Here is a 13162-nt window from a genome sequence, read left to right on the forward strand (position 1 = left end):
AAGCGCTTTGCCCTCGGTTGTGACCTCCCGCCGCCAAGTCCTGCAACTGATGGGTTCGGTGGTGGCCCTCGGAACCGCTGGCGGCTGCGCGCCTGCCCGTTCCGGCCAGCCGCAACTGTTGAACGTGACAGGGGATTTGCCCAAGGCCTGGCTGCAGGAGCTGCCGTCCCCCTGGCAGCCTCGAAGCTTGGATCGTCCTGAGCAGGTTCTGAGCTTGGTGGACAGCTCGGCCCTCCAGGAGGAGGCTTTGGCGGGGGCTGCGCTACTGGCTTTGGTTGATGGCTGGGCCCAACAGCTCGATCGCGCCCGGCTCCAGCCCCTCGAGGCATCGGCCCTGCTGGAGCAGCTGGCCCCGATCGCCCAGGCCCCGAGTCGTTTGTTCGCGGCTGAAGGCAATGTGCCCTTGGCCTTTCCCTGGGCCTTTGGAACCTGGCTGCTGGTGCTGCGCAGCCGCCCCGACCTCTGGCGTCAGCGCCAACGGGGTTGGTCACTGCTGTTGGATCCAAGCCTGCGGGGCAAGGTGGTGCTGCCCTCCAGCCCGCGGGTGGTGATCGAGTTGGCCCTGCGTCAATTGGGACTGTCCAGCGCCGATCCCCAATCCCTCACCAATCCAGCGCTGCCTAATCAGGTCTCTCAGCTGGTGGATCAGGCCCTGGCCCTTGATGAGCGGGACGGACTCAATCTGCTCTTGGCCGGGGAGGCGGATGCGGCTGTGGTCCCCAGTCATCGGGCGATTCCCCTGCTGAAGAAGGATCCACGCCTCTCGGCACTGTTGCCGGAGTCCGGCTCCCCACTCTGGTGGCAGCTCTTGCTGCGTCTGGCCCCCCGTGACAGTGCATTGGTGGATCCGCCGCTGCCCTTGGAGTGGATTCGGGATGGCCTCTCGCTGCCCCTGCTTGATCGCCTGCTGGCGGCCGGTTGGGTGCCGCCGCTTCCGCGTCAACAGCTGGAGCCTGTGCTGCGGCGCTGGCCTGAACGACTGCGGCCGTTGTTGCTCCCGAGCGACGCCGTCTTGCAACGCTGCAACAGCCTGCCGATGTTCAGCCCGGTTGAGCGCAGCCGTTGGCAAACCCTTTGGGATCAGGCCCTGAGCCGTTAACCCCAGAGCCTGCGCCGCGGTGCAGCAGCCAGCCGTTGATGGGTCTCTGCCAGCAGCTCCGGAATCGGGAGGTCGTAGGGACAGCGGGGCAGGCAATCGCCGCAGGCTTCGCAGGCGGAGGCGTTCACGCTCTCCCACCAATGCCCAGCGCGTCCGATCAGGTTGTAGCGCTCTTGGGCGAAGGCGCTCATGCCGTGGCCCAGGTCCAAATTGCGGAGGCGCAGGAGCTCGGGGATCGGCACCTCATTGGGGCAGGGAAGACACGCGCGGCATTGCTGACAGGCGGTTGCAGCCAGACGGGTTTGGCCGGCTTCCCAGGCCCGCTCCAGGACCTGGCGATGGCTGTCCTGTAGCCAGCTTCCCTGTTCAGAGCGAAGGCGGTAGGCGAGGGCTAGGTCGCTGGCTTGGGCGGCCCCCAGGGTCAAGCTGGAGATGCCCGCATCGAGCAGGAAGCGATAGGCCAATTCCAGGGGCTCAAAGGGATCGCAATCGGCGCGGAGCTGCTCGGGGGGGGCATAGAGGCGGCCCCCTTTATCGGCTGGAGAGATGGCCAGGACCCCGATTCCCTCCCGCAGGGCCGACTGGGCGAGGGGGAGTCGGGTTTGATCAAACCAGTGCAGATGGAGACTGCAAAAGTTGAAGCGGCCTGAGGCCAGCGCTGTTTCAATGATCCCCAGCTCACCGTGGCTGGAAAACCCCACCTGGGTGACGAGCCCCTCCCCCAGGGCCCACTGCAGTAGCTCGGCCCCAGCTCCCTTGAGGGCCCAATCCAGGTGATCAGGGCGGTTGAGTCCGTGAACCGCCAGGTTGTCGAGCCGCGTCAGGCCTAGGCGCTGGAGGATCCCGAGGAGTTGCGTCTTCCCATCCTCGAAGCCGATCTCTGGCAGCAGTTTGCTGGTGATCACCAGTTCTTCAGGCCCTTGCCGTTGGCGGCGTGCGCTCAGGGCCTCGCCGAGGAAGGCTTCCGCCGGGCCGTAGGCCGGGGCGGTCTCGATGTGGTTAATCCCCGCTGCAAGAGCTGCATCGAGCACCTCCGTCATCTGCTGCGGGCTCGTGGTGGCCCGCATCGTGCCGAGGCAGAACGGGGAGACCAGCGGTCCCCGGCCAAAAGGGCGGCGTTCAGCCAGGGTCTTCCTCCGTTTGGTCGGCGGAGCGCTCCGCTTCCGCCTGGGCTTGGCTGATATTCCTCACCAGTTCAGCCGGACTGATGCCATCGAGGAAGCGACGGAAATCGGCAGCATCTTCTGCATCGGCTTCCGCATCCACGGGGATGGAGGCATCGGCCACCACTTCCTCCAGCATCCAGATTCCGCTGCCGGTGCGGACGGCCAGGGCAATGGCATCGCTGGGCCGGGCGTCGAGCTCGAGTTCTTCTTCGCCCGCCGTCTGCAGTTTGAGCACGGCGCGAAAGGTGCTGTCCTCAATGGTGTGAACGATCACCTTGGTGAGTTCCAGGCCCCCGGCCTGCAGCAGTTCCACCATGAGGTCATGGCTCAGGGGTCGGGGCGGGGTCTGATCGCTGAGCCCCGCCATGATGTTTTGGGCTTGGGCCTGGTCGATCCAGATCGGGACCTGACGGCGCCCCGACGGATCACGAAGCAGCACGATCGGACTTCGACTGGCGGCGTCAAGGGCAATGCCGGCCACACGCATTTCGACCATGGCTTGCCCGTTCTCCCTTCTGCCCGATTATGGCCAGTGTTGATCGGGCCACCTCATGTTCACTGGGCTGGTTCAGGCCACCGGACAACTGCAGCGCAGCAGCGGCGGCGTGACGCTGCGGATTCCTCCGGGTGCTGATCTCGATCCTGCCCAGTTAGCCCTGGGGGACAGCGTTGCGGTCGATGGGGTCTGTCTGACGGTGACCGAGCACTCTGCTCATGGGTTCCGTGCTGACGTCAGCGAGGAAACACTGGGTCGCACGACCCTCGCGGTGAAGGCCGACCGAGGGGGTTGGGTCAACCTGGAGCCGGCCTTGCGTCTTCAGGACCGCCTTGGGGGTCATTTGGTCAGTGGCCACGTCGATGGCTTGGGCCATGTGGTGGCGGTGGAGCAGCAAAGCGCCTCTTGGAAGCTGGCCCTGCGTTGGGAGGATCCGGCCTTTGGTCGCTACATCTGCGAGAAGGCCAGCGTCGCCGTTGATGGCATCAGCCTGACGGTTGCGGGCTGCAGCGCGGACGGGGCTGAGTTTTGGATTGCGGTGATTCCCCACACCTGGGGCAGCACGACCTTGCAGCATCTGCAGCGGGGGACGGCTGTGAACCTGGAGGCGGATCTTCTCGCTAAGTACACCGAACGCTTGTTGCAGTCCGGTTCAGCGGGGGGCACTCCTTCGGTGGCGCCCATTAGTGATGCCTGGCTGAAAGACCACGGCTGGAGCTGACAACGCCAGAAGCCATGCCTACCTTCCGGGGGTTCGTGTTCCTGCTGAACACTTCATGGCTTCTGACGACAATTCCGATCTGGCGGTAGGCGCCCTGCGCAGCTTCACCGTCGCCGAGGGCATCCTGCTGCTGGTGCTGGGTGTTCTTGCCCTGATCTTCCCGATGATCGCCTCCGCCTGGGTCACGGTGGTGGTGGCTCTGGCCTTTCTGGTCGGTGGACTCATCGGCTGGGTGAACAGCCTCAATCGCTCCCGGCAGCTGAGCAAATGGCACTGCTTCTGGCGGCTCGTGGTCTCCACCTTGTTCGTGGTGACCGGCGCTTGGATCATCCAGCAGTTCAGTGCTGGTGTGGAGCCGGCTGCAGCTCAAGTCGCGGCCTTGGCCTTCGCCATTGGCATCGTCTTTTTGGTGGAGGGTGTGGTGGCCAGCATCGTCTCTCTCTCCCACACCGAGATGGCTGGCTGGGGCTGGGGTTTGGCCAACGGCATCGTCACCTTCGTCCTCGGCCTGATCATTGTTTCGATGAAGGGCCTTGGTTTGCTGAGCGTGCTCGGCATCCTGGTCGGGATCAGCTTCCTGTTCAGCGGGATTGACCTTCTGGTCTTCAGCGCCGCCTTCCACGCCCCCGACGAGCGCTGAGCGCCTGGTCGCGCTTCAAAGGGTTTCGTTTGCGCTCCCGTCCTGCCCAAGGGGAAGGAGCCAAATGGAGCCCGTTTCTTTGTGGATTTCGATCTTGAACTCTTGGCCGGGTTCAAGGCCCATGCGCCTGGTGTAGGCGTTCCCGATCAACAGGTTTCCATTGCCGTGAACCTTGGTGCGGAATTCGGCTTGTCGGCCTTTGGTGCCGCTTCCGCCGCCGCTTTGGCTAGGAAGCTTGTAGCCCTTGGCTTCGACGAGGGCGCGGTAGAAGCTTTTTTTCAGAAGACGGCCGCTGGGTCCGACGTAGCCGCAGGCCCTGGCGATCTGATCTTCTGGGCGATTGCTGAGGGAGCGAGCTTTATCAAGCAGCGCCTTGCCTTCCAGCATCTGGGTTGGCTTTGTTGTCTTCTCTTCGACGAACACCGGTGCAGTGAGGCGCTGGCGGCCCGATTGTGCCGATCCCTAGCAATGCTTCGCAAGGGCAACTTGCAAGAACTGTGATCAAACAGCTCCTCTACAGCAGATAAAGGATTCCGTAGAGGACCACCCAGATGCCATCGACAAAGTGCCAATAAAGCTCAGCGGCCTCCAAGGGAAAGAGGTTCTCTGAGCTGACACGACCGCCCTCACGGCATTGCCACCAGACGATCAGGATCATCAGACCGCCCAAGGTGACGTGCAGGCCGTGGAAGCCGGTGATCGCGTAGAAGGTGCTGGCAAAGAGGTTGTCGGTGAGGCCAAAGGGGAGCTCGAAGTACTCCTTCATTTGCCCTGCCAGAAAAGCGAAGCCGAGGGCCGCACTGATCAGCAACCAGCGCTGGCCTAAGGCCCGTTGGTTGCGCTTCATCGCCGCGCCCGCGCGATGGAAGGTGAAGCTGCTGACCAGCAGCAGCAGGGTGTTGATGGTGGGCAGCACCAGCTCGAGTTCGTAGGTGGCCCCGGATGGCAGCGGATTAACGGCCCGGAAGGTCAGGTAGGCCGCAAAGAACCCGGCGAAGGTCATGCCATCGGCGACCAGAAAGGTCGCAAGGCCGAACATTCGGAAATCGCCATGGTGCTCTTGATGCTCTTGGTGCTCGACACCCTGTTGTTCGCTCAGGGACTCGCTGGGGCTCAGGCTTGTCATGGTGTTCAGGAGCGCTGGTCAGAGTCGCCCAGCTTCCAGAGCTCAGAGCCCGAAGTGGCGGCCAATTGGAGTTCACCGGCGGGGGTGCCGTAGCCATAGGGCTCCTGCACCAAGGGGGCTTCCCCTTTCCAGTTCTCTACCGGTGGGGGAGAACTGGTGAGCCACTCGGGGGTGAGGGCATTCCAGGGGTTGTCACCAGCCGGGGCGCCGTTGAACGCACTCATCACGACGTTCAACAGGAAGGGCAGGGTGCTGATCGCCATCAGCAGTGCCCCCACGCTGCTGAGTTGGTTAATCAGCTCGAACTGGGGGTCGTATTCGGCCACACGCCGAGGCATTCCATTCAGTCCAAGCCAATGCTGCGGAGCGAAGCAAAGGTTGAAGCCGACGAAGGTGAGAAGAAAGTGCAGTCGTCCAAGGTCCTCATTGAGTAACCGGCCGGTCACCTTGGGATACCAGTGATAGATCGAGGCAAAGATCACAAAGACCGTTCCTCCGTAGACGATGTAGTGAAAGTGGGCGACGACGAAGTAGGTGTCGTGCACGTGGATGTCGAAGGGGACCTGGGCGAGGGCGACGCCCGTAATCCCGCCAAAGACAAAGTTGATGATGAAGCCGCAGGAGAACAGCATTGCGCTGTTGAGGGCAATGCGGCCGCCCCACATCGTGGCCAGCCAGTTAAAGAATTTGATGCCCGTCGGTACGGCAATAAACGAGGTGGCGATGGTGAAGAACAGTCGCATCCAAGGAGGCGTGCCGCTGGTGAACATGTGGTGGGCCCAGACGATCAGACCCAGGAAGACAATGCCCAAAATCGAGTACACCATCGTTGTGTAGCCGAACAGGGGCTTGCGGCAGTGGATGGGGAGGATTTCGCTTACCAGGCCGAAGGCTGGCAGCACCATTATGTAAACCGCCGGGTGGGAATAGAACCAAAAGAGGTGCTGATAAACCACCGCATTACCACCCAGGCTTGGGTTGAAAAAGCCGGTGTGAGCAATGATGTCGAAGCTCAGCAACACCAGTGTTCCAGCGAGGACTGGTGTTGAGAGAACCACCAAGATGCTGGTGCCGAGCATGGCCCAGCAGTACATCGGCAGCTGCATCAGCTTCAGTCCCGGACGCCTCAATTTGAGGATCGTGGCGATGAAGTTGATGCCTCCAAAAATGGAGCTGCCGCCCAGCAACAGCACACTCAAGATCCAGATGATCTGACCGGTTGCCGGGGTCGTGATGCTGAGGGGTGGATAGGCGGTCCAGCCCGACTGGGGGGCACTGGCGATGAAGTAACTGCTGATCAAGAGCAATCCCGCAGGTGGGATCAGCCAAAAGGCCACCGCATTGAGCCTGGGGAAGGCCATGTCGCGGGCACCCACGTAGAAGGGGATCAGGTAGTTGCCGAAGGCGCCATTGACCACTGGGACGATCCAGAGAAAGATCATCACCGTCCCGTGGAGGGTCAGGACTTCGTTGTAGGTCTCTCGCGGCAGGAAGTCAGAAATCGGTGTGAGCAACTCCGTTCGAATTGCTCCAGCGAGGGCTCCACCGATGAGATAGAAGATGAAGCCACAAACCAGATACTGCAGTCCGATCACCTTGTGATCGGTGCTGAAGCTCAGATAGCGGAGCCAGCCCTGGGGTTGCAGAGGAGTGCTGTGCTCGGGGGTCAGGCTGATTGTCATGACTGCACCGGTGTTTGTGGAGCTGCGTTGGCAATCGGACTGTTTTGGTTGACCCAGGCTTCGAAGGTCTCGGGCTCATCGACGATCACGGTCGAGCGCATGCCGCCGTGGTACGGGCCGCAAAGCTCGGCGCAGACGATCGGATAGCGGCCAGGGCGAGTGGCGGTGAAGCTCAAGAGGGTGGGCTGCCCCGGAATGATGTCTTGCTTGAGCCGGAATTCGGGGACCCAGAAGGCGTGGATTACGTCGTTGGCCTTCATGTTCAGAGCCACCGGCTGTCCCATGGGGACATGCAGCTCGCCGCTGGTGATCTCGGCGCCGGGGTAGTGAAAGATGAAGGCGAACTGCATCGCCGTCACATCGATCGGTAGTGGCGCCAATGCACCGTCACTCTCGAGACTGACCGGACTGATGCCACCCCAGGTGCGGGACTCCTGCATCTCTCCGCCCATGGCGTGCATGCTGTGGTCATTGAGCGGCGCCATGCCGCCCATGCGGTCGTAGATGTCGTAGCTGTAAATGCCGACAAACAGGACCACCACAGCAGGAATGGCGGTCCAGAGGATTTCGAGAGGGAGGTTCCCCTCCACGGCCTCTCCATCACCGCTTTCGCCGGGCTTTCGCCGGAACTTCACCAAGCTGTAGACGATGAGTCCAGCAATCCCAACAAAGAGGATTGTTCCGATGCTGAAGAGCACCTTGAACAGCTCGTCGTAGACCGGCGCGTTTGCACTGGCGTCCACCGGGAGCAGGTTGACGTTCTGCCCGATCCAGAGACCCATCAGAACGAGGGCCATGCCGGTGATCAGGGTGAGGATTGCGGCTGGAATCCGCATAGTCCTGGAATCGATCGCGTTCAGCCTATGGAGGGTTGGCCATTGGCGCGGCGTTCGTGGTTCTTTGCAGTAATCCGCCGCGGGTCGGTGAGGGAATGCTCACCCGTTGATCACTGTTGGTGTCGCTTTTGGACTGCTGATTGCTGTCGTCAGCGAAGCCGGTGAGACGTCATTAGTTTGACGCCAATCGCCCTTCTCCACCTGAGATGTTCGGCGCCACACAGCCCAGCAAACGAGACGGCCTCGCCACACTCTGCGCCCACCTTCTGGTGGCTCTGATTGCGCTGGTGGTCATCGGCGGAGCGACGCGCGTGATGGAGGCGGGCCTGGCTTGCCCCGACTGGCCCCTCTGCTACGGCTCCTTCTTGCCGGGTCGTCAAATGAACCTCCAGGTCTTCCTGGAGTGGTTCCATCGCCTCGATGCCTTCGTTGTCGGGGTGGGCCTGCTCGTGCTCACCGTGGTGAGTTGGTGGTGGCGACGCGATTTGCCCAGAGGCTTTCCCCTGGGGGCCAGCTTGAGCCTGCTGCTTGTGGCCGTCCAAGCGGGACTGGGGGCGTTAACGGTGACCTTGCTGTTGCCGTTCCCTGTGGTGACGGCTCACTTGCTGACCGCCTTGGTGCTGGTGGCCCTCTTGAGTGGTTTGAGCGAATTGCTGAGGGCGGGTTCGCTGGCTCGGGCTTCGGGAGGCTCCCTGGTATGGGCTGGTTTGGCCGCTGGCCTTGCGCTTGCGGTGCTCGTCCAGTGCCTGTTGGGCGGGTTGATGGCCAGTCAGTGGGCGGCGGGCCGTTGCTTGACGGCTGGTGAGGGGTGCTCTTGGCTCTTCCTGCACCGCCTTGGCGCTCGGCCGGTGGGTGTCTTCGTACTCCTTGGTTCGGGGCTCCTGCTGTGGAAGCGTCCCAGCGATCGCCCCTTGGCTTTGGCTGCAGCCTTGCTGGTGCTGCTTCAGATCGCACTGGGAGTGCTGAGTTTGCGCCTCAGCCTGTCTGTCCCGGCGGTGACGGTTGCCCACCAGCTCGGGGCCGCTCTGCTGGTGGCCGTCCTGGCGGCCTTGACCGTTCGTAGTTGGCCGGAGGTCCTTCGTGGCTAATTCACTGACCCTGACCCGAGAGGAGATTGTTCCCTCCAGGAAGCGGCTCAAGTTGCCGCCCTGGTTGGAGATCGCCAAGCCGCGGTTGATTCCCTTGCTGTTGGCGACCACTCTTGGTGGGATGGCGATGTCGGAGGGTTGGCCCCTGCCTCCCTTGCGCATGGCCTGCACCTTGGGTGGCGGCGCTTTGGCGGCGGCCGCGGCGGGGGTTCTGAACTGTCTTTGGGAGCAAGAGCTCGATGGCCGCATGCAGCGGACCAGTGGCCGCGCTCTCCCTTCTGGGCGCCTGTCCATCACGACGGCTTTCGCCATCGCCGTCACCCTGACCCTCACGGCAGCGACGCTCTTGGTGGGGGGCGTGAATTGCCTGGCCGCCAGTTTGTCGCTGCTGGGACTCTGCAGTTACGTGCTGCTCTACACGGTGCTCCTGAAACCACGGACCACTCAGAACATTGTGATCGGCGGCGTCGCTGGTGCTATTCCCCCGCTTGTGGGTGCCGCCGCAGCAACGGGACACCTGGGCTTGGGCAGTTGGTGGTTGTTTGCTCTGGTGATGTTTTGGACGCCAGCCCATTTTTGGGCGTTGGCCTTGCTGCTGAAGGAGGACTACCGCGCCGTTGGGATTCCGATGCTCCCTGTGGTCAAGGGCAGTGGTGCCACGGCTGAGGCGATTCGCTGGTACGCCCTGGCGACTGTGTTGCTCAGTCTCTTTGGTGTTTGGGCCTTGCCCGGAGGTGGTCTGCTCTATGGGCTACTGCTGCTTCCGTTCAATGCCCGGCTGCTTCAGATGACCTGGAACTTGCATCAGGACCCCGACGATCTTCAGCGGGCGAAGGGATTGTTTCGCTGGTCGATCTTCTACCTCTTTGGTGTTTGTCTGCTGCTTCTGCTGGCGCGGATGCCGGCTGGCGAACAGTTTTCGCAACAGGGCTTTGCCCTGCTCGGTTGGAGTGGGTCCGGCAATGCAGGTTTCACCCTGGTCGCATCGCTGGTGAGCAACGCTTTCTAGATTCAATCTCCTTAATGCTTCAGTGAGGTCGGCGGCGGTGACTCATCCAGTGATTGATCTGGAAAACGTCTCCAAGCGCTATGGCAAAGGCGAGAAGGCCGTTGATGCTCTGAACGGTCTCAACTTGAAGGTCCCCGCAGGCAGCTTGTTTGGGTTGCTCGGCCCCAATGGGGCGGGTAAAACCACCACCCTGCGCATCCTCGCAACCTTGCTGGCTCCGTCCAGCGGCCGCGTTCAGGTGGCTGGTCTCGATGCTCTAGTTGACCCCAGGGGCGTTCGCGAGCGCTTGGGTTATGTGGCCCAAGAGGTCGCCCTCGACAAGATTTTGAGCGGCCGCGAGCTGCTCCAGCTGCAGGGGGATCTGTATCACCTGCCCCGCTCAACGAGGGATCAGCGCATTGCTGAGCTGATTGAACTGCTGGGGATGGCCGAATGGATCGACCGCCGTAGCGGCACCTATTCCGGCGGGATGCGCCGCCGCCTGGACTTGGCCTCTGGACTCCTGCATCGCCCCGATGTGTTGGTGCTCGATGAGCCGACCGTCGGCCTGGATATCGAGAGTCGCGCCGCCATCTGGACTGTGTTGCGTCAACTGCGGGACCAGGGGACCACGGTGTTGCTGAGCAGTCACTACCTCGAGGAGGTCGACGCCCTGGCCGATCAGTTGGCGATCATCGAGGGTGGCCGGGTCATCGCCGCTGGTCCTCCTTCGGAACTCAAGGCGGCCCTCGGCGGCGATCGCGTCACCTTGCGGGTTCGGGAGTTCAGCGATGAACCGGAGGCCCTTCGGGTTCAACAACTGCTGCAGGCCTGCCCCGGAGTGCGCCAGGTGGTGGTCAACCGTGCCCAGGGCTTCTCTTTGAACCTGGTGGTCGAAAACGATGGAGTGGTGGAGCAACTCCGGCGTCAGCTGGCTGAGGCCGAACTGCCGGTCTTCGCCTTGGCCCAGAGTCGCCCCAGCCTGGATGACGTCTACCTGCAGGCAACGGGTCGCACGTTGATGGATGCTGAATTGGCCGTGGCCGGTGTGCGTGATCCCAAGGCGGAACGCAAGCAGTCGATGCGTTGACCTCTGCTTTGTTTCGGGATTTCCCGTGGATGGACTTTTCTGTTTTCTGACATGACCAGCGCTTCCTCCTCTTTGCTCAGTCCGGCCCCCAGCGCCAGCGCTCCGCGTTCGGCCATGGCTGATCTGATCCAGGAAACCCTGGCCCTGACCCGCCGTCTGTTTCTGCAATTGGCGCGTCGTCCCTCCACCTTGGTGGCAGGGGTGCTGCAACCTCTGATATGGCTGGTTCTCTTTGGTGCGCTCTTCGCGAATGCCCCAGAGGGGCTCCTGCCAGAAGGCATGAGCTACGGACGCTTCCTCGGTGCCGGTGTGATTGTCTTCACCGCGTTCAGTGCGGCACTGAATGCGGGCTTGCCGGTGATGTTTGACCGGGAGTTCGGTTTCCTCAATCGTTTGCTGGTCGCTCCTTTGCGCTCCCGCAGCTCGATTGTCTTGGCGTCGGTGCTCTACATCACGGCGCTGAGTCTGGTGCAGAGCGTCGCGATCATGGCTACCGCCTGGCTTTTGGGCTACGGCTGGCCGGGTGGTGGTGGATTGGTGTTGGTGCTGCTCACCTTGTTGCTCTTGGTCTTTGCTGTCACCGGCCTGAGTTTGGGTTTGGCCTTCGCTCTGCCGGGCCACATCGAGCTGATTGCCGTGATTTTCGTGGCCAACTTGCCACTTCTGTTTGCCAGCACGGCCTTGGCTCCGATTTCCTTTATGCCGGCTTGGTTGGGCTGGCTAGCGGCCGTAAATCCCCTTACCTTCGCCATTGAGCCGATTCGCGCCGCTTACGCCGGTCACTTCTCCCTTACTGCTGTGGTGTTGCATGCCCCCTACGGGGATCTGACTGCCGCAGCCTGTCTGGGGGTTTTGGCTGCCCTGGCGTTGGGTTTGTTTCTGCTGATCCGCCCCTTGCTGGATCGCAAGCTCGCCTGATTTTTTTTGCACGCGATCGTGGCCCAACGCCCTTCCCCTCCTCCCTCACCACAGGCACGCCGCCAGGCTCATGTCCTGTCCCTGCGTCAGGCCCTCGCTCAGCGGGATCGCTTGGGGGTTGATGGGCTGCTCGGGCAGTGGGTCCATCGCCATGGTGTCGATGGCCTCGAGCCATTGCTTCAAGAGCTAGAGCAGGACGATCCCGAAGGCCTGAGCTGGTGGCGTCTTGGTGAGCCGAAGCCGGAGCCAGAGCCCAACCCTGAACCGGCATCGGAACCTGAGCCTCTGGTCACGGCGGACCCTGCGCCTGCGCAGCTTGATCCCATTCCTCTGGTCGTTGCCGAGAGGGAGCTCGTGCCAGAGGAGAGCGCTCCAGAGCCCATCCCTGAACCGGTGTCAGAACCTGAGCCTGCGGTGACGGCGGCCCCTGCGCCCATCGCCAAGGAGGCGCTGAAGCGCTCCGTGCGTCGTCGCCCTGGCACACCCCGTCCTGCTCCTGCCCCGAGTCATCCAGCCCTCGCTGAGTTGCGCTCTTGGCTCCCGAGCTCGGAAGACTCCCGTGCTGCCTGATTCCTCCCAGCTTCGGGCTGGCCTGATCGTTTCTGTGCAGGCTCCTGAGGGTTCGCCGATGCGCGATCCGCAGGTCATAGCGGCCATGGCCGAGGCCAGTCTGAACAACGGCGCGGTGGGTGTTCGCTTGGAGAGCCCAGAGCACATTGGGGCGGTTCGCCGCCGCTGCCCAGAGGCCTTGATCATTGGGCTTTGGAAGCGCACGTTCCCCGATAGCTCCGTCTACATCACCCCAGGCTGGAAGGAGATTCAGGCCGTCTGGGCAGCTGGTGCCGATGTCATCGCCCTCGATGCCACGGAACGGCGTCGTCCTGATGGAGCGCAGTTGTCCGTGTTGCTTCAGCGGGCCAAGCAGGAGCTCGGTGCCTGCTTGATGGCTGATGTCGACAGCTTGGACAACGGTTTGCGAGCCGCAGAGCTCGGCTGCGATTGGGTTGGCACCACTCTCTACGGCTACACCGAGGCCACGGCTTCTCTTCGCCCTCCGGCCTGGTCAGTGCTTCGCCCCTTGCGGGAGCGTTTGCCAGCGGAGGTGATGTTGATCTGTGAGGGGGGGATCGCCTCGGCCCAGCAAGCTCGTCAGGCCTTCGATGGGGGCGCCGATGCTGTCGTTGTAGGCACGGCAATCACCGGCGTGGATCTGCAGGTGGCGGCCTATCGCCGCACCCTGGAGTCCTAGCCACCAAAAAGCTTTCTGAAGGAGCGAGACCTGGGGCCCAGGCTGAGACAAGCTGAGCATGTC

At 62.5% G+C, this 13162-nt stretch carries 15 protein-coding genes; 9 read left to right on the plus strand and 6 right to left on the minus strand.

Going from position 1 to position 13162, the window contains the following annotated elements; all coding sequences use genetic code 11:
* Positions 1-19: 19 nt before the first annotated feature.
* Positions 20-1099, plus strand: a complete 1080-nt coding sequence (locus ACLM42_RS01915) for a hypothetical protein (RefSeq protein ID WP_415399562.1) — start codon at positions 20-22, stop codon at positions 1097-1099.
* On the opposite strand, the gene ACLM42_RS01920 is transcribed toward ACLM42_RS01915, so the two are convergent.
* Both ACLM42_RS01920 and ACLM42_RS01925 read right to left on the minus strand, forming a co-directional pair.
* Positions 1096-2166, minus strand: coding sequence for an aldo/keto reductase (locus ACLM42_RS01920; protein WP_415399563.1), 1071 nt, complete (start codon positions 2164-2166; stop codon positions 1096-1098). The two genes, ACLM42_RS01915 and ACLM42_RS01920, sit on opposite strands and share 4 nt — an antisense overlap.
* A gap of 52 nt (positions 2167-2218) precedes the next feature.
* Positions 2219-2761: a bifunctional nuclease family protein gene (locus ACLM42_RS01925; RefSeq protein WP_247911587.1), complete on the minus strand. Its 543-nt coding sequence runs from the start codon at positions 2759-2761 to the stop codon at positions 2219-2221.
* 55 nt (positions 2762-2816) lie between these two features.
* Between ACLM42_RS01925 and ACLM42_RS01930 the strand changes: the two genes are divergently transcribed.
* On the plus strand, positions 2817-3482 hold the full coding sequence (locus tag ACLM42_RS01930; RefSeq protein ID WP_247911586.1) for a riboflavin synthase: 666 nt from the start codon (positions 2817-2819) through the stop codon (positions 3480-3482).
* A gap of 55 nt (positions 3483-3537) precedes the next feature.
* Positions 3538-4122: a DUF308 domain-containing protein gene (locus tag ACLM42_RS01935; protein ID WP_247911585.1), complete on the plus strand. Its 585-nt coding sequence runs from the start codon at positions 3538-3540 to the stop codon at positions 4120-4122.
* A gap of 15 nt (positions 4123-4137) precedes the next feature.
* Here ACLM42_RS01935 and ACLM42_RS01940 read toward each other — a convergent pair whose 3' ends face one another.
* The 4 genes from ACLM42_RS01940 to ACLM42_RS01955 all read right to left on the minus strand — a co-directional run bounded on the left by ACLM42_RS01940 (position 4138) and on the right by ACLM42_RS01955 (position 7766).
* Positions 4138-4509, minus strand: coding sequence for an AbrB family transcriptional regulator (locus ACLM42_RS01940; protein ID WP_247911584.1), 372 nt, complete (start codon positions 4507-4509; stop codon positions 4138-4140).
* Between the two features lie 127 nt (positions 4510-4636).
* Entirely contained in the window at positions 4637-5248 is a 612-nt protein-coding gene (locus tag ACLM42_RS01945; protein ID WP_247911583.1) for a heme-copper oxidase subunit III, read from the minus strand.
* Between the two features lie 5 nt (positions 5249-5253).
* Entirely contained in the window at positions 5254-6930 is a 1677-nt protein-coding gene (gene ctaD, locus ACLM42_RS01950) for a cytochrome c oxidase subunit I (protein WP_247911581.1), read from the minus strand.
* Entirely contained in the window at positions 6927-7766 is an 840-nt protein-coding gene (locus ACLM42_RS01955; protein WP_247911580.1) for a cytochrome c oxidase subunit II, read from the minus strand. The genes ctaD and ACLM42_RS01955 overlap by 4 nt, the downstream gene beginning before the upstream one ends.
* Before the next feature lie 206 nt (positions 7767-7972).
* Between ACLM42_RS01955 and ACLM42_RS01960 the strand changes: the two genes are divergently transcribed.
* From ACLM42_RS01960 to ACLM42_RS01985, 6 genes are read left to right on the plus strand one after another with little or no spacing between them, the layout of a single operon-like run.
* Complete coding sequence (locus ACLM42_RS01960; RefSeq protein WP_247911578.1) at positions 7973-8854, plus strand: COX15/CtaA family protein; 882 nt, start codon at positions 7973-7975, stop codon at positions 8852-8854.
* The gene (locus tag ACLM42_RS01965) at positions 8847-9863 is read left to right on the plus strand and encodes a heme o synthase (protein WP_247911577.1); all 1017 of its coding nucleotides are present in this window, start codon (positions 8847-8849) and stop codon (positions 9861-9863) included. The genes ACLM42_RS01960 and ACLM42_RS01965 overlap by 8 nt, the downstream gene beginning before the upstream one ends.
* 49 nt (positions 9864-9912) lie before the next feature.
* Complete coding sequence (locus ACLM42_RS01970; protein ID WP_415400110.1) at positions 9913-10932, plus strand: ATP-binding cassette domain-containing protein; 1020 nt, start codon at positions 9913-9915, stop codon at positions 10930-10932.
* A 51-nt stretch (positions 10933-10983) separates the two neighbouring features.
* Entirely contained in the window at positions 10984-11850 is an 867-nt protein-coding gene (locus tag ACLM42_RS01975) for an ABC transporter permease (RefSeq protein ID WP_247911575.1), read from the plus strand.
* An 18-nt stretch (positions 11851-11868) separates the two neighbouring features.
* Complete coding sequence (locus ACLM42_RS01980; RefSeq protein WP_415399564.1) at positions 11869-12420, plus strand: hypothetical protein; 552 nt, start codon at positions 11869-11871, stop codon at positions 12418-12420.
* Positions 12410-13099, plus strand: a complete 690-nt coding sequence (locus ACLM42_RS01985; protein ID WP_415399565.1) for an N-acetylmannosamine-6-phosphate 2-epimerase — start codon at positions 12410-12412, stop codon at positions 13097-13099. The genes ACLM42_RS01980 and ACLM42_RS01985 overlap by 11 nt, the downstream gene beginning before the upstream one ends.
* The last annotated feature ends 63 nt before the right edge of the window (positions 13100-13162 follow it).

This window comes from Synechococcus sp. W4D4 (assembly GCF_047716805.1).
Taxonomy (GTDB): Bacteria; Cyanobacteriota; Cyanobacteriia; order PCC-6307; family Cyanobiaceae; genus Vulcanococcus.